We start from the raw sequence: 23,867 nt of genomic DNA, 5'->3' as shown, positions 1-23,867 counted from the left end.
TATCCCTGCACCCGGCGCGCTAGTCACTGGCGCCGAGCCGCCGCCGCCTCCATCCCAACCGACGCCCCTCCAGCGCCGCCAGCATGGCGCCCCCCAGCACCAGCGGCAGGGCCAGCACGAAACCGCTGGAGAGCGGCTGCCCGAACAGCCACAGATCCGCCAGCAGCGGCCAGATCAGCGCCACGTATTCGAATGGCGCCAGCTTGGATACCTCGGTCATGCGCAGCGCCAGCGTCATGCAGATATGCGCCGCGCCGCCGAACAGCCCCGCCAGTACCAGCAGCAGCAGCGTCGGCCAGGCCACCGTGACCCAGCCCAGGGCAGCGGTCGCCAGCCCCGCCAGGGTGGTCACCAGCACGAAGTAGAACGCGATCGAGGCGGGCGTCTCGGTGCGCGAGATGCGCCGTACCGTGAGCAGCGCCCCGGCCGTGAGCAGGGCGGCGCCGATGCCCAGGGCGTAACCGGTGATCCGCGCCGGGGTCGGGCCGCCGCGCAGTTCGGGCAGGATCAGCACCCCCACTCCGACCAGCACCAGTGTCAGCGCCGCCAGGCGGTGGCGGGTGAGGCGTTCGCCCAGCAGCAGGATTCCGCCCAGTGCCAGGGCCACCGGCGCCAGCTGGGCCAGCAGGGTCGCCTCCGCCACCGGCAGCCGCGCCACCGCCGCGAAGGAGGCGAACATTGCCGCCGCCCCCAGCCCCGAGCGCAGCAGATGGCCGAGCGGCCGTCGGGTGGCCAGGGCACGCGGGAATTCGCGCCGCCACAGCATGAAGAGCACGATCGGCAGCAGTGCGAAGGCGGAGCGAAAGAACACGGTCTGCCCCAGCGGCACCTCGTCGCTGACCGCCTTGACGCAGACCAGCATGCCGGCGAACAGCAGCCCCGATAGCAGCCGCAGCAGAATGCCGGCCAGCGGCCGGTCCGTGGTGTCTTGCATGGAAAGGTGCCTCCTTGGGGGCAGGATGATTCGGCTTCGGCGAGCGGGCGCCATTATACCCGGGAGCGTCTCGCCTCGCCGGGGCAACGATCCGCACGGCCTTGGGCTAGAGTAAGACAGTCCCCTGATCATCGGAGCCGTCATGTCCGCGCGTTTCCGCTCTCGCTCCCCGCTCGCCCCCATCGCCCTGCTGACCCTCGCCGCGCTGGGGCTGGGCGGCTGCAGCGCCACCCCGCAACGCACCGCCCTGGCACCCGACGCGTTGCTCGCGAGCACCCCCAACATCCGCTGGTGCGGCACCCTGGCGCTGCCCGGCAAATGGCAGGATGGCACCCCGGTGGGCGGGCTCTCCGACCTCGGCTGGGATGCCGACGAATCGCTGCTGTTCCTGATCTCCGACCGCGGCTGGCTGCACCGCGCCCGGCTCAACTTCAGCGGCAGCGGCGAACTGCGCGGCTACGAACCGCTCGACACCTATCCGCTGCGCGACGTCAACGGCGCGATTCTCAAAAGCCGCCGCAGCGATGCCGAGGCGCTGGCGCTGATCCACGCCGACGACGGCATCCGCGGCAATACCCAGCTGGTCATCGGCTTCGAAGGCGCCGCGGCGACGGGAGACGACACAGGCGACGCCCGCTGGCAGCGTTTCTACCCCTCGGGGCTGGCCAGCGAGCCGCCCCACCGCCCCGCGGCGCTGGCCGACGTCAACGCCAACGGTGGCCTCGAGGCGCTGACCGATACCCCCGATCACGGCCTGATCGGGGGTATCGAGGAGCCGCCGGCGGGCTGGCCCCCCAAGCTGACCCGGCTGTTCACCCTCGACGGCCAGCACACCTGGCGCTACCCGCTCAGCGACGATCCCCACGCCGCGCTGACTGCCCTGGAGACCCTCGACGGCGACCTGCTCACCCTAGAGCGCGCCTTCACCCCGCCGGCCTCACTGGTGATACGGCTGCGCCGCGCCCATCTCGCCAGTGACGGCAGCGTCACGGTCACCGATCTGGCCCGGCTGGCCAACGGCGACGGCTGGTCGGTGGACAACTTCGAAGGGCTGACTCGCCTCGGGGGCCAGCGCTACCTGATGGTAAGCGACGACAATTTCAGCCTGATGCAGCGCACCCTGCTGACCTGCTTCGCCGTGGTCACCCCGGACACCGGGCCCTGAGCGAGCCCCCGCGCGCTGTCCCACCGCTGCCAGGCGTGGCAACGGCACGCGGCGAGCCGCCGGGACGCGCGCCTCTCTTCTACGCCTTTCTTCTACACCTCTCTTCTACGCCTCTCCTCTACCCATCACTTCTCCCCCGTTCCTGTACGCACGCCCACCCCACGCCTGCCCCTATGCATGCCCGTGCATAATGATTTCCGCTAGTTGCCAGCCACCCCGGCTAGATTCGATCCTGCGCACGACGTCTTCCGTGACTGTCTGCGACCTGACAGGCACAGCTTTTCATAGGCAATGACTTCCTCAAGACGGCCCGCCCGCGGCCGATGTAGTGCACGCGGATGCCATCCGGCCACCGCGTCAGCGCCGACAATACGAAAAACGAAAAGAGGATCGAGCATGAGTGGGATCAACCAAGCCGCCCAGGGCGCCAGCGGCAGTGCCGGTGCGGGGTTCTTCTCCCGCGAACGCACCATCGCGGGCCCCAATTTCAACCGCTGGCTGGTGCCGACCGCGGCACTGGCCATTCACCTGTGTATCGGCATGGCCTATGGCTTCTCGGTGTTCTGGCTGCCGATGAGCCAGCAGATCGCCGACGCCCCGGCCAGTTGCAGCAATCTCGGCCTGTTGCAGGCACTGACCACCACCAGCTGTAACTGGAGCGTGGCCCAGGTCACCTATGTCTTCGGCATCTTCATTGCCATGCTCGGTGTCTCCGCGGCGATCTGGGGCGCCTGGCTCGAGCATGCCGGCCCGCGCAAGGCCGGCTGTATCGCCGCGGCTTGCTGGGGCGGCGGCCTGATCGTCGGCGGTATCGGGGTCATGCAGCATCAGCTGTGGCTGATCTATCTCGGCTGCGGCGTGCTCGGCGGCATCGGCCAGGGGCTGGGCTATATCACCCCGGTATCGACCCTGATCAAGTGGTTCCCGGACCGTCGCGGCATGGCCACCGGCTTCGCCATCATGGGCTATGGCGGCGGCGCCATGGTCGGCGCGCCGCTGGCAGTGGTGCTGATGAAGCACTACGCCGGCGACGGCGGCACCGGTGTGGCCATGACCCTGATCACCATGGGCGTGATCTACGCCATCGTCATGGCCTGCGGCGCCATCGGTTTCCGCGTACCGCCCAATGGCTGGAAGCCGGCCGGCTGGGTGCCGCCGCAGAAATCGAATGCCAACGCCATGATCGCCCACGGCCACGTGCACCTGAACACCGCCTGGAAGACCAAGCAGTTCTGGCTGATCTGGGGCGTGCTGTTCCTCAACGTGACCGCCGGGATCGCGGTGATCTCGATGGCCAGCCCCATGCTGCAGGATGTCTTCGGCGGCGCCCTGGTGGGTCTGGATGACCGCGACGCGGTGCTCAGCGCCGCACAGAAAGCCGCCGTGGTGGCCGCCGCCGCCGGCCTGGTGGGTCTGATCAGCCTGTTCAACAGCGTCGGACGCCTGTTCTGGGCCTCGCTGTCGGACAAGATCGGGCGCAAGAATACCTACTACTGCTTCTTCATCATCGGCATCGTGATGTACTGCCTGCTGCCGATGTGGGGCCACCTGGGCATGGCCGGGCTGTTCGTGATCTCGATCTGCGTCATCCTGAGCATGTACGGCGGCGGCTTCGCCACGGTGCCGGCCTATCTCGCCGATATCTTCGGCACCCAGATGGTCGGCGCCATCCACGGCCGCCTGCTCACCGCCTGGACCGCTGCCGGCCTGGTCGGCCCGCTGATCATCGCCGCGCTGCGTCAGGCCCAGCTCGATGCCGGCGTCGAGGCCAGCCTGGTCTACGACCGCACGCTCTACATCATGGCCGGCCTGCTGTTCCTGGGCCTGATCTGCAACGCCCTGGTCAAGCCGGTCAAGCCGGAGCAGCAGATGAGCGACGAGGAGCTGGCCCGCGAGCGCGCGCTGCAGAAGGAAGACACCGTCGCCGCCAACGCCGAGACCGCCGCCCGTGGCAGCTTCGGCATCGGCGGCGTGCTCGCCTGGCTGGGCGTCGGTGTGCCGTTCCTGATCGGGCTCTACATCGCCCTGGCCAAGGCCGCCGCACTGTTCTGAGGCAGCGCTTCACCCACCCGTTCCGGCGTACCGAGGGCGTGCGCCGGCGCGGGTACCGCCCGAACCAAAGGCGCCCTCCACGGGCGCCTTTGGCGTTTCAGGTAGCGCTCAGGCGTCGCCCTCGTCCGCGCCATCCTCCGCCAGCAGCGCCTCGAAGGTCTGCACCTCACCGCAGCGATCCGGTGCATAGCCGGTGAGCGCCTCCAGCCGGGTGCGAAACGGCGCCGAACTCATGAACGCCAGCAGCTCCTGGATGTTGTGACGTCGCAGACGCTCCTCGGGACAGACCAGCAGGTAGTGCTCGCTGGCCAGCCCCAGGAAATCGAGCCCGAACTGCGCCGCCGCAGCCTCGAGGCCGAAACCGACATCGGCCATGCCGGAGGCGACGTAGGCCGCCACCGCGGTGTGGGTGAACTCCTCCTGCTCGGCCCCCTGGATCTGCGCTTCGGCAATCCCCGCCTCGGCCAGCAGCAGCCTGAACAGCAGCCGCGTGCCCGAGTGGACGTCGCGATTGATGAAGCGCTCGCCGGGGCGGGTCAGGTCGGTCAGCCCGGTGATCCGCTCGCGCTCGCCGCGACGCAGGATCAGCCCCTGGCGCCGGGTGACGAAACGGATCACCCGCAACCGCTGCCGCGCCAGCGCCGGGCGATAGGCCTCCATCACCTGTGCCGCCAGGCGCGGCGAGGTGGGCAGGTGAAAGCTGGCCAGGTCGCAGTCGCCACGCTCCAGTGCACTCAGCGCCTCTTCCGGCTGGCAGTAGCGCAGGTCGAGTTCACCGGCGAAGCCCGGCAGCAGCGCCACGGCGTAGCCGTGGGTGGCGTGCAGGCGCAGTACCGGGTGGGCGCCCGCCACCAGCTGCTGCAGCTGATGATTGAGCTCCGAGGCCATGCTGTCGATCTGGGGCCCCAGGCGCGCCTTGACCCGCTGCTCGGACCACAACAGCGTCTCACCCAGCGGCGACAGCCCGGTGCCGTGCCCCTTGCGCATGTCCACCAGCGCCATGCCGAAAAAACCCTCGGCGCGATTGAGCAGATTCCAGGCGTGGCGATAGGAGATCCCTGCGGCCTGCGCCGCATGGGTGAGCTTGCCGCTCTCGCGCAGATCCGCCAGCAGTGCGAACAGCACCGGGTCGAGCAGCTCGCCCTCGTCGCTGCGAAACAGCCATGCGGGGGTGATATTCAACTTTTTTCTAAGCATTTTCGTTCATATTTTGCGCGCTCGATGGGAGTGCTAGTTTGGGCTTCAGCGGCATCCACTTAAATCAGTTAAGAACAATATTTCATATAAGGGAAGCGCTGCATCAGTCGCCGAACGCGATGAAAGGCAAGGCGCACGGCACGCAGAGAACGAGACATAACAGGTTGTTAGGCGAGTTCTCGACCGGGCTGGCGCACCAGTACCGCGCAACGCAGCCCTTCGCGGGTGCAGGCATTGAGGCAGTGATTTCCAAGACGATGGACTGACGCGGGCTCCTGACAAGCACCGATCGCGGCAGGCCATGCACCCGACCAGCCACCGACTCGATGAGAAACAGGCCATGTCACATCCCACTCCGCAGCCCGCCGATACGGCGCTGGCGGCGCAGCTCCAGGCCGTGATCGACCAGCACGCCCCGCGCCCCGGGGCCATGCTGCCATTGTTGCACGCCATCCAGGCGCAGCACGGCTATATCCCCGACGCCGCCGTACCCATGATCGCCGAGGCACTGCGCCATACCCGCGCCGAAGTGCACGGCATCATCAGCTTCTATCACCATTTCCGCACGCATCCACCGGGGCGCCACGTGATCCAGGTGTGCCGCGCCGAGGCCTGCCAGGCGGTGGGCGCGCGGGCGCTGGAAGGCCACGTCAAGTCCGCGCTGGGGGTCGACTATCATGAGACCACGGCGGATCGCGAATTCACCCTGGAGCCGGTCTACTGCCTCGGCAACTGTGCCTGCGGGCCGTCGCTACGGGTCGACGACGAGATCCACGGGCGCATGGACGCCGCCGGCTTCGACCGCCTGACGGCCCAGCTCAGCGCCACCGTGGTGGAGGTGAAGTGATGACGACCACGATCTATGTGCCCTGCGACACCACCGCCCGCTCCCTCGGCGCCGACGCCGTGGCGGCACGCCTGACGCGGGCCGCCGAGCGTCTGGGCGTGGCGATCCAGCTCAAGCGCAACGGCTCCCGCGGGCTCTTCTGGCTGGAGCCGCTGGTGGAGGTCGAGACCGCGGCGGGCCGGGTGGCCTATGGTCCGGTGGCGCCCACCGACGTCGACGCTCTGGTCGACGCCGGCCTGTTCGAAGGCCGGCAGGAGCACGACCTGGCCCTCGGCGACATCGGGGTGCACCCCTATCTGGCACGCCAGCAGCGCCTGACCTTCTCGCGTATCGGTCTGACCGACCCGCTGTCGCTCGAGGATTACACCGCACGGCAAGGCTTCGCCGGCCTGAAGCAGGCGCTGACGCTGGCGCCCCAGGGTATCGTCGACGAGGTCAAGGCCTCGGGGCTGCGCGGGCGTGGCGGTGCGGCCTTCCCCACCGGCATCAAGTGGCAAACGGTGCACGACACCCCGGCGGCGCAGAAGTACATCGTCTGCAATGCCGACGAAGGCGACTCCGGCACCTTCGCCGACCGTCTGGTGATGGAGTGCGACCCCTTCATGCTAATCGAGGGCATGACCATCGCCGGGCTCGCCGTGGGAGCCACCCAGGGCTATATCTATCTGCGCTCGGAGTATCCGCTGGCCCAGGCGATGCTCGACGAGGCGATCCTTCGCGCCGAGGCGGCCGGCTATCTGGGCGACGACATCCTCGGCAGCGGCCAGGCCTTCCATCTCGAAGTGCGCCTGGGCGCCGGTGCCTATATCTGCGGCGAGGAGACCTCGCTGCTGGAGAGCCTGGAGGGCAAGCGCGGGCTGGTGCGCGCCAAGCCGCCGCTACCGGCGATCGAGGGCCTGTTCGGCCAGCCCACCGTGGTCAACAACGTGCTCTCGCTGGCCGCCGTACCGTTCATTCTCGACCAGGGCGGCCAGGCCTACGCCGACTACGGCATGGGCAAGTCCCGCGGCACCCTGGCGCTGCAGCTGGCTGGCAACGTCGCCCGCGGCGGGCTGGTCGAGCTGGCCTTCGGCACCACCCTGCGCGAGCTGATGGAGAGCTTCGGTGGCGGCACGCGTAGCGGCCGCCCGCTCAAGGCGGTGCAGGTGGGCGGGCCGCTGGGCGCCTATCTGCCGGAGAGCCAGTGGGACACCCCGCTCGACTATGAAGCCTTCGCCGCCTTCGGTGGCGTGGTCGGCCACGGCGGCGTGGTGATGTTCGACGACAGCGTCGACATGGGCGCCCAGGCGCGCTTCGCCATGGAGTTCTGCGCGGTGGAGTCCTGCGGCAAGTGCACCCCGTGCCGCATTGGCGCCGTGCGCGGCGTCGAGGTGATCGACCGTATCCGCGCCGGCGACGCGGCCGACGACAATCTGGTGCTGCTCGCCGACCTGTGCGAGACCATGGTGGATGGTTCGCTGTGCGCCATGGGGGGCATGACCCCCTTCCCGGTGCAGAGCGTGATGAAGCACTTTCCCGATGACCTGACCCGGCCCCAGGCCGAAGGCGGGAGGTAAGCATGTTGCAATATTTCGAACCCGATGCGACCCATGCCGCGCAGTTCGCCCGTGATCTGGGCACCCCGCCGCGGCTGTCCGAGACCCAGGTCGAGCTGAGCATCGACGGCCACAGCATCAGCGTGCCGGAGGGCACCTCGGTACTGCGCGCCGCGGCGCTGGCCGGCATCACCATTCCCAAGCTGTGCGCCTCCGACAACCTGGAAGCGTTCGGCTCGTGCCGCCTATGTGCGGTGGAGATCGAAGGCCGACGCGGCCTGCCGGCCTCCTGCACCACGCCGGTCGCCGAGGGCATGGCGGTCACTACCCAGAACGCCCGACTGGCCAAGCTGCGCCGCAACGTGATGGAGCTCTACATCTCCGATCACCCGCTGGACTGCCTCACCTGCCCCGCCAACGGCGACTGCGAGCTGCAGGACATGGCCGGTGCGGTGGGCCTGCGCGAGGTGCGCTACGGCTTCGAGGGTGACAATCATCTCGACGCCGAAACCGACGACTCCAACCCCTACTTCAGCTTCGACCCGAGCAAGTGCATCGTCTGCTCGCGCTGCGTGCGCGCCTGCAACGAGGTCCAGGGCACCTTCGCCCTGACCATCGAGGGGCGCGGCTTCGACTCCAAGGTCGCCGCCGGCCAGAACGAGCCGTTCATGGACTCCGAGTGCGTCTCCTGTGGCGCCTGCGTGCAGGCCTGCCCGACCTCGACGCTGATGGAGAAGAGCGTGATCGAGCAGGGCGTGCCCGAGCACAGCGTGGTCACCACCTGCGCCTACTGCGGCGTGGGCTGCTCGTTCGAGGCGCAGATGAAGGGCGATAAGCTGGTGCGCATGGTGCCCTACAAGGGCGGCGACGCGAATCACGGCCACTCCTGCGTCAAGGGGCGCTTCGCCTTCGGCTACGCCACCCACAAGGATCGCATCAAGGAGCCGATGATCCGCGACGCGATCGATCAGCCGTGGCGCGCCGTCTCCTGGGAAGAGGCGATCGGCTTCGCCGCCCGGCGTCTGCGCGAGATCCAGACCCAGTACGGGCGCGAAAGCGTCGGCGGCATCACCTCCTCGCGCTGCACCAACGAGGAGACCTATCTGGTGCAGAAGCTGATCCGCGCCGCCTTCGGCAACAACAACACCGATACCTGTGCGCGGGTCTGCCACTCGCCCACCGGCTACGGGCTGAAGACCACCCTGGGCGAATCCGCCGGCACCCAGACCTTCGACTCGGTGATGCAAGCCGACACCATCCTGGTGATCGGGGCCAACCCCACCGATGCCCACCCGGTGTTCGCCTCGCAGATGCGCCGCCGCCTGCGCCAGGGCGCGACGCTGATCGTCGCCGACCCGCGGCGTATCGATCTGCTCAAGACGCCCCACGGCGGTACCAGCCTGCACCTGCCGCTCAAGCCCGGCACCAACGTGGCACTGGTCAATGCCCTGGCCCACGTGGTGGTCACCGAGGGGCTGGAGGATCATGACTTCATCGCCCGTCGTTGCGAGGGTGACGCCTACCAGCAGTGGCGCGCCTTCATCAGCGAGCCGCGCAACGCCCCCGAGGCGCTGGAAGCCGAAACCGGCGTGCCGGCAGCCAGGGTTCGCGAAGCCGCCCGCGCCTACGCCAATGCCGGCAACGGGGCGATCTATTACGGCCTCGGCGTGACCGAGCACAGCCAGGGCTCGACCATGGTGATGGGGATCGCCAACCTCGCCATGGCCACCGGCAACATCGGCCGCGAAGGGGTCGGCGTCAATCCGCTGCGCGGCCAGAACAACGTCCAGGGCTCCTGCGACATGGGCTCCTTCCCGCATGAGCTGCCCGGCTACCAGCACGTCGCCGATCCGGCGGTGCGCGAGAAGTTCGAGGCGGTCTGGCACACCCCGCTGGACGACGAGCCGGGGTTGCGCATCCCCAACATGTTCGACGCCGCGATCGCCGGCACCTTCAAGGCGCTCTACGTCCAGGGCGAGGATATCGCCCAGTCGGACCCCAACACCCAGCATGTGGAGTCGGCCCTGCGTGCGCTGGACTGCCTGATCGTGCAGGACATCTTCCTCAACGAGACCGCCAAGTACGCCCACGTGCTGTTGCCGGGCGCCACTTTCCTCGAGAAGAACGGCACCTTCACCAACGCCGAGCGCCGCATCAACCGGGTGCGCCGGGTGATGCCGCCGGTGGCCGGCAAGGAGGATTGGGAGGTCACCCAGGACCTGGCCAACGCCCTGGGTTACCCCATGCACTACACCCATCCGTCCGAGATCATGGACGAGATCGCCAGCCTCACGCCGACCTTCACCGGCGTCAGCTACGCCAAGCTGGAAAAACAGGGCAGTATCCAGTGGCCCTGCAACGACGCCTTCCCCGACGGCACGCCGACCATGCACGCGCTGGACTTCCCCATCGGCAAGGGGCACTTCGCGATCACCGAGTACGTCGCCACCGAGGAGCGCACCAGCCGGCGCTACCCGCTGCTGCTGACCACCGGGCGCATTCTCAGCCAGTACAACGTCGGTGCCCAGACGCGGCGCACCGCCAACAGTGCCTGGCATGCCGAGGACGTGCTCGAGATCCACCCCAGCGACGCCGAGCTGCGCGGTATCGCGGATGGCGACTGGCTGGGCATCAGCAGCCGCGTGGGCCAGACCGTGCTGCGCTGCCGCATCAGCGAGCGCATGGCACCGGGGGTGGTCTACACCACCTTCCACCACCCTGGCAGCGGGGCCAACGTAATCACCACCGACAACTCAGACTGGGCCACCAACTGCCCCGAGTACAAGGTGACGGCGGTGCAGGTGGAGAAGGTGTCGCAGCCCTCGTCGTGGCAGCAGCACTTCCAGCACTTCGACGCGCGCCAGCAGCACTATCTGGCCGCCGCCGACGACGCCCCGGCCGCGCTCAAGTGAGCGCGGCAGGAGTCGGCCAACCGGGGAGAGACGGACATGAGCGATAACACGGCATCGTTGATCAAGATGATCAACCAGATCAGCCTCAACAACCGCCATCACGGCGACGACACCCAGGCGGCCGAGCAGGTCGCCACCCATCTCAAGAAGTTCTGGGCGCGCCCGATGAAGCGCGACATCATCGCCTACGCCGAAGAGGACGGCAGCCAGCTCGACCCGGTGTCGAAGCTGGCCGTCGAGCGGCTCAAGGCACTCTCGACGACGGTCAAGGATTGGGAGGAGACCTCGGACGCGGGCTAGCGGCTGGCGTGGACCAGGGTATTGACGCCCAGACCACCCAGCACACCACCGCCGAGCCGCTGCAGCCAGCGCGAACCGCGGCTATTGCCGGCGGTGAACCAACGCCGCAGCGGCGCCGCCAGCAGTACCGTGACCACGTCGGCGGAGGAGAAGATCAGGTTGGAGGCCACACCCAGGCCGAGCAGTTGCCGGGTCATGGCGAGATCGGCCTGGGGCTGCACGAACTGCGGCAGAAAGGCGACGAAAAACAGCGCGGTCTTGGGGTTGAGCACCTCGACCAGGAAACTGTCACGCAGCACTCGCCGTGCGCTGGCGTGTGAGTCGAGCTGCGGCGCCTCGCCCCCCAGGCCCTGACGCCACAGCCGTACACCCGCCCAGAGCAGATACACCCCGCCAATCACCTTCATCGCCACATAGGCCGGTGGCACTGCCGCAAACAGCGCCGCCAGCCCCAGCGTCGCCGCCACCACATGCACGTAGCAGCCAAGATGCACGCCCAGTACCGCGAACCAGCCGGCGCGCTTGCCACGCCCCAGGGTCTGCGCGGCGGTATAGAGCATGGCCGGCCCAGGCAGATAAGCGAAGCCCAGCGCGGCCAGGGCAAAGGTGAGCGGATCCATGATGATGCCATCTCCAGGGTGAGACCCTCGACTGTAGCGCCCACGACCACACAGAAAAAGCCCCGCCCGGGCGAAACCGGACGGGGCTTTGGCATGATCCGAAGGTCATGACCCGCGCGCCAGGATCGGCGCGCTCGGATCAGGGCTTCATATCTTCGAAGAAGCGTTTGACGCCGTCGAACCAGCCCTCTTTCTTGGGCGAATGGCGGCTGGCACTACCCAGGCTCTCCTGGAACTTGCGCAGCAGCTCTTTCTGCTCCTCGGAGAGGTTGACCGGGGTTTCCACCACGACCTTGCACAGCAGATCGCCGGCGGGGCCGCCGCGCACCGGCTTGACGCCCTTGCCACGCAGCCGGAACAGCTTGCCGGTCTGGGTCTCGGGGGGGATCTTGAGCTTGACACGGCCCTCCAGGGTCGGCACCTCGAGCTCGCCACCCACGGCAGCGTCGACGAAGTTGATCGGCACTTCGCAGTGCAGATGGCGCCCGTCGCGCTCGAAGATCGGGTGCGGCTTGATGTCGGCCTGGACGTAGAGGTCGCCCGCCGGACCACCGTTGAGCCCGGACTCGCCCTCGCCGTTGAGACGAATGCGGTCGCCGGTATCCACCCCGGCCGGGATCTTCACCGACAGTGTGCGCGTCTCGCGTACGCGGCCTTCGCCGTGGCACTTGCGACACGGCACCTTGATCACCTGGCCGCTGCCGTGGCAGGTGGGGCAGGTCTGCTGCACGGCGAAGAAGCCCTGCTGCATGCGCACCTGACCCTGGCCGTGACAGGTCGGGCAGGTCTCCTTGCTCGACCCCGGCTCGGCGCCGCTGCCGTCGCAGTGCTCGCACTCGATATGACGCGGCACGCGGATGTCGACGGTGGTGCCGAAGACGGCGTCCTCGAGATCGAGCTCCAGGTTGTAGCGCAGATCGCTGCCGCGCTGGGGAGCGTTGGGATTGCGCCGACCACCGCCGCCGCCACCGAAGATATCGCCGAAGACATCGCCGAAGATGTCGCTGAAGCCACCCGCTCCGGCACCGCCGAAACCGCCGCCGCCGAAACCGCCACCGGCCTGGCCGTCGACGCCGGCATGGCCGAACTGGTCATAGGCCGCGCGCTTCTGGTCGTCGGACAGCACCTCGTAGGCGTCGGAGACCTCGCGGAATTTCTCCGCGGCCTGCTGGTCGTCCGGATTGCGGTCCGGATGGTACTTCTGTGCCAGCCGGCGATAGGCCTTCTTGATCTCCTTGCCGTCGGCGCCCTTGTCGACGCCCAGCACTTCGTAGTAGTCACGCTTGGACATGACGTTGTTCGCCTCCGTATCGATGCCGTGCAAACGACAACGCGGGAGTCGTGTCGGGCTCCCGCGCTGCTGCCGTCACACGACGTCAGACGTCGTGATTATTGCTTTTTCTGATCGTCGTTGACTTCCTCGAACTCGGCGTCAACCACGTCATCCTCTTTCTTGCCGCTGGCCTGGGCGTCGTCGGCCTGGGCACCCGCTTCCTGACCGGCGCCTTCGCCCTGCTCGGCGTACATCTTCTGCGCCAGGTTGCCGGACGCTTCGGTGAGCGCGTCGAGCTTGGCCTGGATGGCGTCCTTGTCGTCACCCTTGAGCGCTTCTTCGAGCTCGCTGATGGCGGTCTCGATCTTGCTCTTCTCGTCGGCGTCGACCTTGTCACCAGCCTCTTCCAGCGTCTTGCGCGAAGCGTGGATCATGCCGTCGGCCTGGTTGCGCAGGGCCACCAGCTCTTCGAACTTCTTGTCCTCGGCCTCGTGTGCCTCGGCATCCTTGACCATCTGATCGATCTCATCGTCGGAGAGACCGCTGGAGGACTTGATCACGATCGACTGCTCTTTGCCGGTCGCCTTGTCCTTGGCCGTGATGTTGAGGATACCGTTGGCGTCGAGATCGAAGGCGACTTCGATCTGCGGCACGCCGCGCGGTGCCGGCGGAATGTCGGCGAGGTCGAAGCGACCCAGCGACTTGTTCTGTGCCGCCTGCTTGCGCTCACCCTGCAGCGCGTGGATGGTCACGGCGGTCTGGTTGTCTTCGGCGGTCGAGAAGGTCTGGGTCTTCTTGGTCGGGATCGTGGTGTTCTTCTCGATCAGCGGCGTCATCACGCCACCCAGGGTCTCGATACCCAGCGTCAGCGGGGTCACGTCGAGGAGCAGTACGTCCTTGACGTCACCGCCGAGCACGCCGCCCTGAATCGCAGCACCCATGGCCACGGCTTCGTCCGGGTTGACGTCCTTGCGGGCGTCCTTGCCGAAGAACTCGGCGACCTTCTGCTGCACCAGCGGCATGCGGGTCTGGCCGCCCACCAGGATGACGTCGTGGATCTCGCTGTTGGAGAGACCGGCATCGTCCATGGCGGTCTTGCACGGACCCAGCGAACGGCTGACCAGATCTTCGACCAGCGACTCGAGCTTGGCCCGGGTGACCTTGATCGCCAGGTGCTTGGGACCGGTGTTGTCGGCGGTGATGTAGGGCAGATTGACTTCGGTCTGCTGGGCCGAGGAGAGCTCGATCTTGGCCTTCTCGGCAGCTTCCTTCAGACGCTGCATGGCCAGGCTGTCGCCGGACAGGTCGATGCCCGAATCGCTCTTGAACTGCTGCACCAGGTAGTCGATCAGCTTGAGGTCGAAGTCCTCGCCACCCAGGAAGGTGTCACCGTTGGTCGCCAGCACCTCGAACTGCTTCTCGCCGTCGACATCGGCCACTTCGATGATCGAGATGTCGAAGGTACCGCCACCCAGGTCGTAGACCGCGATGGTGCGGTCGCCGGTGGAACGGTCCATACCGTAAGCCAGCGCAGCCGCGGTCGGCTCGTTGATGATGCGCTTGACCTCGAGACCGGCGATGCGGCCGGCATCCTTGGTCGCCTGACGCTGAGAGTCGTTGAAGTAGGCCGGCACGGTGATGACCGCTTCGGTCACTTCTTCACCGAGATAGTCCTCGGCGGTCTTCTTCATCTTCTTGAGCACTTCCGCGCTGACCTGCGGCGGTGCCAGCTTCTTGTCGTTCACCTGCACCCAGGCGTCGCCGTTGTCGGCCTCGACGATGCGGTAGGGCACCATCTTGATGTCCTTCTGGACGACGTCGTCCTTGAACTTGCGGCCGATCAGACGCTTGACGGCGTAGAGCGTGTTGGTCGGGTTGGTGACCGCCTGACGCTTGGCCGCCTGACCGACAAGAGTCTCGCCGTCGTCGGTGTAGCCAATGATCGACGGCGTGGTGCGAGCGCCTTCGGCGTTCTCGATAACGCGAGTCTTGTCACCGTCGAGCACGGCGACGCAGGAGTTGGTCGTACCCAGGTCGATACCGATGATGCGTCCCATAATTCCTCACCTCTAACAATTCGTTGACGATTCGATACGTTGTCTTGGCGGCGCGTGTAGCGCGATTGACTGCTATCTGGGGGCTTTCGGGCGCCTTTCAAGCCCCGCCGGCCCAGATTGCGTCAGGCCGACTTGCTGACGATGACCATCGCCGGCCGCACCAGCCGCCCGTTCAGGGTGTAACCCTTCTGCATCACATCCATGACCGTGTTGGGGTCGAGTTCCGGATTGGGCACCATGCTCATCGCCTCGTGGAACTGCGGATCGAACGGTTCACCCTGCGGGTCGATCTGCTCGACGCCGAACTTGGCGAGCGCGTCGAGCTGCATCTTCAGGGTCATCGACACCCCTTCGCGGTGGGTCTCGTCGACCTCCTGCATGCTCTCCAGCCCCTTCTCCAGGCTGTCGACCACCGGCAGCAGCTCCTTGACGAACTTCTCCAGCGCGAACTTCCTGGCCTTCTCGGCATCCTGCTCGGCGCGCCGGCGGGCATTCTGGGCCTCGGCGGCGGCACGCATCGACTGATCCTTGGCCTCGGTGAGCGCCTGCTCCAGCTCCTCCACCCGCGCGGCCAGCACTTCTGCCTCGGGGTTGGCGTCACCGCCGTTCTCGCCCGGCTCGTGCTCGAGCTCGTCGGCGACCGCGTCGAGATCACCCTCGAGCGGCGCCTGGGTCGGCTGCGGTTCGCCGTCGCGCTCGGCGCGCTCGATCTCTTCGTCGACGGGCTTCTGCGGATCTCTGGCCATGAGTCTCTCCCGATATAGATGTGATGAAAGCACCAGTATGAAGACAGCGTCGGCGCAGCACCGGCGAGCCCCTGGGCCGGGCAGCGTCACACCATGGCGACGCTTCCGAGTGGGGTCTGCTCGGCGCCTGCGTCATCGACGATCGCTATTGACGTCCAAGTGACTGCCTATATGGGGCTGCCCGCCACGATCTCAAGCGTTGGTGCGCTTTGCGTGAACGCCGACAGGCGACACGCGTCCATCAGGCACCGCGAGGTGGATTGAAGCGCCGAACCGACTACTGTATAAACGAACAGACCACTGTATGGCCGCCATCGATCCTCGGGAGGCAGCATGCTGATCCAACTCGCCATTCGCGACTTCGCCATCGTCGACACCCTCGACCTGGAGTTCCAGGCCGGCATGACCGCCATCACCGGCGAGACCGGGGCGGGCAAGTCGATCCTGCTCGGTGCCCTCGGGCTCTGCCTGGGCGAACGCGCCGATGCCGGCGGCGTGCGGCACGGTGCCGAACGCGCCGATCTCAGCGCACGCTTCGATCTCAGCGGCCGCGCCGAGGCGCGGGCCTGGCTCGCCGCGCGCGAACTGCCGAGCGAGGAGTGCCTGCTGCGCCGGGTGGTCACCGCGTCCGGGCGCTCCAAGGCGTGGATCAACGGCCAGCCCTGCACCATCGCCGATCTGCGCGAGCTCGGCGAGTGCCTGATCGACGTCCACAGTCAGCACGCCCACCAGGCGCTGCTCAACGAGGAGACCCACCGTCGCCTGCTCGATGACGCCGCCGGCCAGCGCCGCGCGGTGGACGAGCTGGCGGCGCTGCACCGCCAGTGGCAGAGCCTGCGCAAGCAGTATCGCCAGCGCAGCGAGAACGACGAAGAGCGCGAGGCCAAGCGCCAGCTGCTGCGCTATCAGGTGGAGGAGCTGGATCAGCTGGCCCTGCAGGCGGACGAACTGGAAGCGCTGGAGCAGGAGCAGGAGACCCTGGCGCACCTCGAGGAGAGCCTGCGCGAGGCGCAGTTCGCCGCCGACTGCTGCGACCATGACGAGGGCGGCGCACTGGGCCTGCTGCTGCAGGCGCACACGCGCCTGTCACGGGTGCCGGGCAGCGACCGCGGCAGCCTGGCGGAAGCGCTCGGCATGCTCAATGATGCCCAGATCCAGCTCGAGGAGGCGGCCCGCGAACTGCACCACTTCGTCGAGTCCACCGAGCTCGATCCGCAGCGGCTGGCATGGGTCGACGAGCGCCTCGGCGAGATTCATCGCATCGCCCGCAAGCACCACGTCATGCCCGACGAGCTGGTCGAGCTGCACCAGCGCCTGAGTGCCGAGCTGGCGACCCTCGAGGGCGGCGACGAGGATCTCGACAGCCTGCGCGCGCGACTCGAGGAGACGCGCCAGCACTACCGCGACGCCGCCCGCCAGATCAGCGAAGCGCGTCAGACCAGCGCCACCGAGTTCGCCCGTCAGGTGCAGGAGCAGCTCGCCTTCCTGGGCATGGAGAAGGCACGCTTCGCGGTCGAGGTCACCCCGCTGGAGACGCCGCAGCCCCACGGGGTCGACCGCGTCAGCCTGCTGATCAGCGCCAACCCCGGCCAGCCACCGCGACCGCTGGCCAAGGTCGCCTCAGGCGGTGAGCTCTCCCGCGTCAGCCTGGCGATCCAGGTGGTGGCGGCCAGCCACAGCACCCTGGCCACGCTGGTATTCGACGAGGTCGACGTCGGTATCTCCGGCGCCACCGCCGAGATCGTCGGCCAGCTGCTGCGCCGGCTGGGCCACAAGGCCCAGATCATGACCGTGACCCACCTGCCGCAGGTCGCCGCCCAGGCGCACCAGCACCTGCATATCGAGAAGCAGTCGAGCGACGAGGCCACCCGCACCCGGATGGCGCAGCTCGACGAGGCAGGCAGAGTGCGCGAGATCGCGCGTATGCTCGGCGGCGTCAAGCTCTCCGAGCGCACCCTGGCCCACGCCCGCGAGATGCTGGCGGCGAGCCAGACCGGGGCGCACTGAGCGCCCTGGCGGCGTTCACGCCGCCCCACCATCGTTCATCACTCACACCATCACACATGCCCTCGCCTTCGGCATGACACGCATACACAGACGCAAAACGCCGACCCCTGGGGGTCGGCGTTTTGATGATATTCGTCGTTTCCGTCCGGCAAGCGCCGTGGGCGCCTGGCCGCGGCCATTTTACTTCTTGCTGCTGTCCTGACGTGTCGCCTTGGAGCCGCGCGGGCGAACGTAGAGCACCAGTGCATGCTCGACCAGTTCGTAACCGTGCTCCTCGACGATCTCGCGCTGGCGCCGTTCGATCTCTTCGTCGTAGAACTCGACGATATCACCGGACTCCAGGTCCACCATATGGTCATGGTGCTCTTCCTGGGTCATCTCGAACACGGCATGGCCGCCGTCGAAATTGTGACGCACCACCAGGCCGGCGGCCTCGAACTGAGTCAGCACACGGTATACGGTAGCGAGGCCGACATCTTCTCCCGACTCCAGCAGCGCCTTGTAGACGTCCTCGGCACTCATATGGAGCTCTTCTTCCATACGTGTCGCTTCGAGGATCTGCAGGATCTTGACACGCGGCAGAGTGACCTTGAGTCCCGCCTTGCGCAATTCTTGGTTTTCGTCGGCCATGGTCGCTCTTCGCAGTGGCGTCCCGTGTCGGGTATGATCAATCCACGCAACGATAGTGAAAGACGGACTCAAATGCAAAACCTGATCAGAACGGCCGTACTCGTGCTCGCAGCGTCGCTCATCGCTGGCTGCAGCTACTTTGGCGTCTACAAACGCGACCTCGTCCAGGGCAACCTCATTACCCAGGACATGGTGTCTCAGCTCCATACCGGCATGAGCCGCGCCCAGGTCGTTCAGGTCATGGGAACGCCGCTGATGGAAGCGCCCTTCTCCTCCGACCAGTGGGACTACGTCTTCTATCTCGACAAGGCCTACGGCGGCACGGTGGAGAAACGGGTCACGCTCACCTTCGCCAACGACCAGGTGGTCGACATCCAGAAGTCCGGTGACATGGACTCCGACGTCGAGCTCGACCAGGACAGCGGCCCCGGCCCGGCGGTCGAGGGTGCCGGTGAAGGTGCCGCGGTGCCGCAGGTCGGCCCCACTGGCCTCTAGTCTCCCCTCTCTATCGAGTGCGAGTCAGCGCGGCGGCCTGCGGGCCGCCCGCTCGCGTCGTGCCTGCTTGGGATCGAGCTGCAGCGGACGATAGACCTCGACCCGCTCCCCCGGCAGCAGCTCGCGCTGCTCGGGAGCTTCCAGGCGTTCGCCGAAGATCCCCAGCGGCGCGCTGGCCAGCCAGGCGTCATCGAGCTCGGCGAAGTGCGCGGTCAGGTTGGCGCGGATCACCGCCGCGCGGGCGGTGAGTCCTGGCGCCCAGACCAGGGTGACGATACGCTGGCGCTCCGGCGTGGCGTAGGCCACCTCGACCCATGTACACGCCGGTGCATCGCTGGACTCAGAGCCGCTGACCTCGGGGGCGTCGACTGCAGCAGGCATGGCGTCAGCGCCCGTAGACCTGATCGGCGCGCCGGGTGAAGGCATCGATCAATTGCCCCGCCACCTGCTGGAACAGCCGCCCGAAGGCCATGCCCAGCAGGCGGTTGCTGAACTCGAACTCCATTTCCAGCTCGACCTTGCAGGCGTTCTCGCCCATGTCACGGAAGTGCCAGCGTCCGTCGAGACGCTTGAACGGGCCGTCGACCAGCGACAGGTCGATACGTCCGGGGCGCTGTAGATCGTTGCGCGTGGTCACGCTCTGCTCGACGCCGCCCTTGGCCAGGGTCATGCTGCCGATCAGATAGTCCTCTCCACGCTCGACCACCCGGGCCCGACGACAGCCGGGGAGGAATTCCGGGTAGCGTTCGAAGTCATTGACCAGCTCGAACATCTGTTCCGGGGTATGCCGGACAAAAGCAGACCGGTGCACGCTTGGCATGTAGCTCTCCACTGATTTATCGCCCCGATGCGCGTATCATGGGGGCCATTTCTCACATGTTTGAATGGTAGCACGCTCGCCCCAAGGTCTGCGGGCGTACCGGATATCGCCGCGAAGAGGTGTCATGGGTAAGAAGAAAGGCAACGTGCCCGGCAACAACACGATCGCCCAGAACAAGAAGGCTCGTTTCGAGTATCACATCGACGAAACCTTCGAGGCGGGTCTCTCGCTGAGCGGTTGGGAGGTCAAGAGCCTGCGCGCCGGCAAGGCCCAGCTCACCGACACCTATATCCTGATCAAGAACGGCGAGGCCTGGCTGCTGGGCAGCCACATCACGCCGCTCAATACCGCCAGTACCCACGTGGTGGCCGAGCCCGATCGTACACGCAAGCTGCTGCTGCACCGCAAGGAGATCGCCAGGATCTTCTCGCGGACCCAGGAAAAGGGTCACACCTGTGTGCCGCTCAAGCTCTACTGGAAGAAGAATCTGGTCAAGTGCGAGCTGGCGCTGGTGCGCGGCAAGCAGCTCCACGACAAGCGCGCGACCCAGAAGGAGCGCGACTGGAACCGCGAGAAGGCCCGCGTGATGCGCGACCACGCCTGACGCGGTGCCGAGAGAGTGCTTCGCGGTGGCGTGTGGTGCCGAGGTTTCGATTCGACGATTGAGATGGCGTGGGGTCACCCCCAACTGATAGAATACCGGGGTTCCACGGGGGCGACATGGCTTCGACGCCGGTGACAATCCCTGAGGTGCATGCCGAGAGCGTAACGTATCTCGTAAATCCAACGTTACGATTAAATAGTCGCAAACGACGAAAACTACGCTCAAGGCGCACTGGCAGCCTAAGAACTGCTAGCTGTTGTCTGGCCTCGAAGCGATGTGCCCATTCATCGCGGAGAGGATACGAGCTAAAGCTGATGGGACCGCGTATGTCAGCGCTCTCCTGACATGCGTTAAACCTTAGAGAGATCGCAAGGTGTCATCCTGCCCGTCGGAGGTCACTGCGCTAAATCAAAAGACGGAACTAAGCATGTAGAGCCGATGGGTGAGTGCCGGCGGACGGGGGTTCAATTCCCCCCGCCTCCACCAACACCAGAAAAAAGCACCTCGAGAGAGGTGCTTTTTTTGTGCCCGACCAGCGTGCCATGGGCGTCTACAGCGCGGGATGACGCCCGCTCCGGCGCGGCCCGGCTGCGGCCATGGCGCGCTCCAGATCCTGGTTCTTGCATTTGAAGGCAGAGCAGCCGGCGCAGCGTACATCCTGTGCCGTCTCGTCGAGCGTCGGCAGCAGAAAGCGCTCGCCACCGCAGACGTTGCAGCGCATTTCGAGGGTCACATTGAGCATGATCGATCCCTGACGGGGCACCAGCGAAAGCTGGCACCGGACTTGAGGTTGGAGGAGACAGCGCGACGGCATCCGAGCCGACGGCTCGACTGAGCGTGGCAAAGAATCGCGTCTTGTCCAGTCCCATCGCCACCAGTGGCCAGCGGGCACGGATGGACTAGCCTCAAAGAGGTCCGGCGACGACTGAATTTCCGTGTGACGATAAAATGTTACCCTAAGGATGTTTAAGCTGGATGCCAGCCGTCGTCGCGCGCTGCGCGAACATCCGTTCACCGCTCTGGCCTGACGACATGGCCCTTGAGACACAGCCCTTATGACCCTGCCCTTCAGACAAGGAGGTTGAAGCGTGCCCACCCCTCGCCCCGATCGCTGGCCGAGCCGCTGGCTACTCTTGATACTGCTGTTTTTTGCAGCCCCGCTGATGGCACAACAGAGCGCCGGCTCGGGTGAGTCGTCGAGCGCGCCCACCGAGCAGCAGGCCCAGGAAGGGCCGGCCTACTCGACGATGGCCGACCTGTTGGAGAATCCGCAGTCGCGTCAGGCGTTGATCGATCAGCTGCGCAAGCTCGCCGCCGAGCAGCCCCAGGCCGGCGCCAGTGAGTCCCAGGGCAGCGCGCCCGCTGAAGCGAGCGCCAGCCAGGCCTCCGGCGACAGCGCCAAAAGCACCGAGAGCGCCGAAATCGCCTCCTTTCCGCGCCGCATGGCGCATATCACCAGCGCTTTCGCCGATGACATCGGCGGTCAGTTCACCGCCGTGGCGGCGCTGATCAGCGGCTTCTTCGCCAGCGGCGACGCTGCCGCCAGCAGCGGCCCCGCCTTCAGCCTGAGCGACTTCCTCGATGCCGCGCTGGAGCTGGGCATGGTGATCGTCGCCACCGTGGGCGCCTTCTTCGTGCTGCGTGGCCTCGCCGGGCCGCTGTTCAACCGCTTCAGCCGCTGGTCGCTGCAGGGTGAAGGGCGCGGGCATCTGCTGCGGGTGATCGTCGGCGTGATCCTGGCCGCCGTGGTCGACGTGGTGGTGGTGGCGCTCGCCTATGTCGCCGGCAACCTCGTCGCCACCTTCCTGGTCGGCGAGAGCGGCACCTTGAGCACGCGCTTCTCGCTGTTCCTCAACGCCTTCCTGATGATCGAACTGTTCAAGTGCGCGCTGCGCATACTGTTCGCCTCCAGCCACGAAGGCCTGCGCCTGGTGCCCATCAGCGCCGCCCAGGCACGCTACTGCAACGGCTTCCTGGCCAGCCTGGCCGGCTTCGTCGGCTACGGCATGCTGGTCGTGGTGCCGATTCTGAACCTCAACCTGTCGCCGGCCTTCGGCAAGGTCATCAGCGTGCTGATCATGCTGATCGCCCTGCTCGCGGCGATGACCGTGATCCTCAAGAAGCGCCTCGCGGTGCGTGACCTGATCCTGGGCAAGGCGGAGCAGGCGGGCATGGCCGCCTCCCGCGTCGCCCTGCGGATGCTGGCCGGGGTGTGGCACATCCTTGCCATTCTCTATGCGTTGATGGTGTTCGGGGTGACCCTGCTGCATCCGGAAACCGCCCTGCCGTTCGTGCTGATCGCCACTCTGAAGACGATCCTCTACATCGGTATCGGCATGCTGGTCTCGGGTCTGCTGACCCAGTTGATCGGGCGGCGCATCACGCTCTCCGATGAGCTGCGCCGACGCCTGCCGATGCTCGAGGGCCGGCTCAACGCCTATGTGCCGAGCTTCCTCAAGGTGATCCGGATCATCATCCTGATCGCGGTGGCGCTTTACACCCTGGATGCCTGGGGCGCCTTCGACCTGGCCGCCTGGTACGCCAGCGAAGCCGGCGCGCACACCGTCGCCGCGGTGATCCAGGTGCTGCTGATCCTGGCCATGGCTGCCATCGTGTGGATCGGCCTGGCGAGCCTGATCGAGAACTATCTCAATCCGGAAACCGGCGGCGGCGCCCCGACCGCCCGCGCCCAGACCCTGATGAGCCTGTTCCGCAACGCTCTGGCGATCACCCTGATCATCATGACGGTGATGATCGTGCTGTCGCAGATCGGCATCAACATCGGCCCGCTGATCGCCGGCGCCGGGGTACTGGGTCTGGCCATCGGTTTCGGTGCCCAGAAGCTGGTCCAGGACGTCATCACCGGGGTCTTCATCCAGCTCGAGAACGCCATGAACACCGGCGACGTGGTCTCCGTGGGCGGCGTCACCGGCACCGCCGAGCGCGTCAGCATCCGCTCGGTGGCAATCCGCGACCTCTCCGGTACCTACCATATCGTGCCGTTCTCGTCGGTGGGCACGGTGTCCAACTTCATGCGTGAATACGGCAACCATGTCGGCGAGTACGGCATCGCCTACCGCGAGAACATCGATTACGCCATCGAGCAGCTGCAGGCGGCGTTCGAGGAGCTCAAGGCGAGCGAAGAGCACGGCCACAAGCTGCTGGCGCCGATGACCGTGGCCGGCGTGATCGCCCTGGCCGACAGCTCGGTCAATATCCGCGTGGTGATCAAGACCACCCCGGGCGACCAGTGGGGCGTGGGCCGCGCCTACAACCGCCTGGTCAAGCTCTACTTCGACAAGGCGGGCATCGAGATCCCGTTCCCGCACACCACGCTCTACTTCGGTGAAGATCGGGATGGCTCGGCGCCGCCGGCCCACGTGCGCGTGCTGCGCGATGAAAAACGCGACATTCCCGGCACCGCCCAGGAGACCTCGAGCGCGAAGCGGCCCGACACCGAGTCGCAAGATGCCACGCACAACAAACCGACCCACGACGACGTCGATGACGATGCCGGTGACGATCCGCGCTGAACGCGACAACGTGAAACAAAGAGGCCGCCCTTCGGGGCGGCCTTTTTTGTGCAAGGCGTTACACCAACGGGCCAGACCTGAGGGGGAAGCGCCGGCGATCTCGAGGTGACCGCCAGGCGCAGCCTGCCAGGTCGACGCGC

Annotated in this window: 20 protein-coding genes and 1 other RNA gene; 11 read left to right on the top strand and 10 right to left on the bottom strand. The window is 66.7% G+C overall.

The window, feature by feature from the left end; all coding sequences use genetic code 11:
• Positions 1-19: 19 nt before the first annotated feature.
• Positions 20-934 (bottom strand): DMT family transporter, encoded by a 915-nt coding sequence (locus DOM67_RS02625; protein WP_110674122.1) that lies wholly within the window; start codon positions 932-934, stop codon positions 20-22.
• Positions 935-1,076: 142 nt separating this feature from the next.
• Between DOM67_RS02625 and DOM67_RS02620 the strand changes: the two genes are divergently transcribed.
• A complete protein-coding gene (locus DOM67_RS02620) occupies positions 1,077-2,099 on the top strand; it encodes an esterase-like activity of phytase family protein (protein ID WP_110674121.1) in 1,023 nt (340 codons plus the stop codon).
• A gap of 396 nt (positions 2,100-2,495) precedes the next feature.
• Positions 2,496-4,151 (top strand): OFA family MFS transporter, encoded by a 1,656-nt coding sequence (locus DOM67_RS02615; RefSeq protein WP_110674120.1) that lies wholly within the window; start codon positions 2,496-2,498, stop codon positions 4,149-4,151.
• Positions 4,152-4,259: 108 nt separating this feature from the next.
• Here DOM67_RS02615 and DOM67_RS02610 read toward each other — a convergent pair whose 3' ends face one another.
• A complete protein-coding gene (locus DOM67_RS02610) occupies positions 4,260-5,333 on the bottom strand; it encodes a substrate-binding domain-containing protein (RefSeq protein ID WP_232825111.1) in 1,074 nt (357 codons plus the stop codon).
• Between the two features lie 355 nt (positions 5,334-5,688).
• Here DOM67_RS02610 and DOM67_RS02600 point away from each other — a divergent pair, with 355 nt between their 5' ends.
• Genes DOM67_RS02600 through DOM67_RS02585 form a run of 4 tightly spaced genes read left to right on the top strand, consistent with a single transcriptional unit; the run spans position 5,689 to position 10,942 of the window.
• Positions 5,689-6,195, top strand: coding sequence for a formate dehydrogenase subunit gamma (locus tag DOM67_RS02600; protein ID WP_110674117.1), 507 nt, complete (start codon positions 5,689-5,691; stop codon positions 6,193-6,195).
• Positions 6,195-7,751, top strand: coding sequence for a formate dehydrogenase beta subunit (locus tag DOM67_RS02595; RefSeq protein ID WP_110674116.1), 1,557 nt, complete (start codon positions 6,195-6,197; stop codon positions 7,749-7,751). Before DOM67_RS02600 ends, DOM67_RS02595 begins: the two co-directional genes overlap by 1 nt.
• Before the next feature lie 2 nt (positions 7,752-7,753).
• Positions 7,754-10,642 carry a formate dehydrogenase subunit alpha gene (gene fdhF, locus DOM67_RS02590; protein ID WP_110674115.1) on the top strand — a complete coding sequence of 963 codons (2,889 nt, stop codon included), beginning with the start codon at positions 7,754-7,756 and terminating at the stop codon, positions 10,640-10,642.
• Between the two features lie 36 nt (positions 10,643-10,678).
• On the top strand, positions 10,679-10,942 hold the full coding sequence (locus DOM67_RS02585; protein ID WP_110674114.1) for a formate dehydrogenase subunit delta: 264 nt from the start codon (positions 10,679-10,681) through the stop codon (positions 10,940-10,942).
• On the opposite strand, the gene DOM67_RS02580 is transcribed toward DOM67_RS02585, so the two are convergent.
• The 4 genes from DOM67_RS02580 to grpE form a co-directional block, all read right to left on the bottom strand.
• On the bottom strand, positions 10,939-11,562 hold the full coding sequence (locus tag DOM67_RS02580; protein WP_110674113.1) for a LysE family translocator: 624 nt from the start codon (positions 11,560-11,562) through the stop codon (positions 10,939-10,941). The genes DOM67_RS02585 and DOM67_RS02580 overlap by 4 nt on opposite strands.
• A 139-nt stretch (positions 11,563-11,701) precedes the next feature.
• A complete protein-coding gene (gene dnaJ, locus DOM67_RS02575) occupies positions 11,702-12,853 on the bottom strand; it encodes a molecular chaperone DnaJ (protein WP_110674161.1) in 1,152 nt (383 codons plus the stop codon).
• 98 nt (positions 12,854-12,951) lie between these two features.
• Entirely contained in the window at positions 12,952-14,892 is a 1,941-nt protein-coding gene (dnaK, locus tag DOM67_RS02570) for a molecular chaperone DnaK (protein ID WP_110674112.1), read from the bottom strand.
• Between the two features lie 122 nt (positions 14,893-15,014).
• Positions 15,015-15,638: a nucleotide exchange factor GrpE gene (grpE, locus tag DOM67_RS02565; protein WP_110674111.1), complete on the bottom strand. Its 624-nt coding sequence runs from the start codon at positions 15,636-15,638 to the stop codon at positions 15,015-15,017.
• A gap of 333 nt (positions 15,639-15,971) precedes the next feature.
• Here grpE and recN point away from each other — a divergent pair, with 333 nt between their 5' ends.
• Positions 15,972-17,645, top strand: a complete 1,674-nt coding sequence (recN, locus tag DOM67_RS02560; protein ID WP_110674110.1) for a DNA repair protein RecN — start codon at positions 15,972-15,974, stop codon at positions 17,643-17,645.
• A 180-nt stretch (positions 17,646-17,825) separates the two neighbouring features.
• Here the strand turns inward: recN and fur are convergent, their stop codons facing one another.
• On the bottom strand, positions 17,826-18,275 hold the full coding sequence (gene fur / locus DOM67_RS02555) for a ferric iron uptake transcriptional regulator (protein ID WP_035476150.1): 450 nt from the start codon (positions 18,273-18,275) through the stop codon (positions 17,826-17,828).
• Positions 18,276-18,347: 72 nt separating this feature from the next.
• On the opposite strand from fur, the gene DOM67_RS02550 reads away from it, so the two are divergent.
• The gene (locus DOM67_RS02550; protein ID WP_110674109.1) at positions 18,348-18,770 is read left to right on the top strand and encodes an outer membrane protein assembly factor BamE; all 423 of its coding nucleotides are present in this window, start codon (positions 18,348-18,350) and stop codon (positions 18,768-18,770) included.
• Positions 18,771-18,794: 24 nt separating this feature from the next.
• Here DOM67_RS02550 and DOM67_RS02545 read toward each other — a convergent pair whose 3' ends face one another.
• Complete coding sequence (locus DOM67_RS02545) at positions 18,795-19,151, bottom strand: RnfH family protein (RefSeq protein ID WP_110674108.1); 357 nt, start codon at positions 19,149-19,151, stop codon at positions 18,795-18,797.
• A gap of 4 nt (positions 19,152-19,155) precedes the next feature.
• Entirely contained in the window at positions 19,156-19,590 is a 435-nt protein-coding gene (locus tag DOM67_RS02540; protein ID WP_110674107.1) for a type II toxin-antitoxin system RatA family toxin, read from the bottom strand.
• Between the two features lie 124 nt (positions 19,591-19,714).
• On the opposite strand from DOM67_RS02540, the gene smpB reads away from it, so the two are divergent.
• Both smpB and ssrA read left to right on the top strand, forming a co-directional pair.
• Positions 19,715-20,194: an SsrA-binding protein SmpB gene (gene smpB / locus DOM67_RS02535; protein ID WP_110674106.1), complete on the top strand. Its 480-nt coding sequence runs from the start codon at positions 19,715-19,717 to the stop codon at positions 20,192-20,194.
• A gap of 107 nt (positions 20,195-20,301) precedes the next feature.
• Positions 20,302-20,680: a transfer-messenger RNA gene (gene ssrA, locus DOM67_RS02530) on the top strand.
• 64 nt (positions 20,681-20,744) lie between these two features.
• Here ssrA and DOM67_RS02525 read toward each other — a convergent pair.
• Positions 20,745-20,936, bottom strand: coding sequence for a hypothetical protein (locus DOM67_RS02525; protein ID WP_110674105.1), 192 nt, complete (start codon positions 20,934-20,936; stop codon positions 20,745-20,747).
• 421 nt (positions 20,937-21,357) lie between these two features.
• Between DOM67_RS02525 and DOM67_RS02520 the strand changes: the two genes are divergently transcribed.
• Complete coding sequence (locus DOM67_RS02520) at positions 21,358-23,727, top strand: mechanosensitive ion channel domain-containing protein (RefSeq protein WP_110674160.1); 2,370 nt, start codon at positions 21,358-21,360, stop codon at positions 23,725-23,727.
• The last annotated feature ends 140 nt before the right edge of the window (positions 23,728-23,867 follow it).

The organism is Salinicola sp. RZ23 (genome assembly GCF_003206675.1).
GTDB lineage: Bacteria > Pseudomonadota > Gammaproteobacteria > Pseudomonadales > Halomonadaceae > Salinicola > Salinicola endophyticus.
This window is presented reverse-complemented; position numbering and strand designations above follow the sequence as displayed.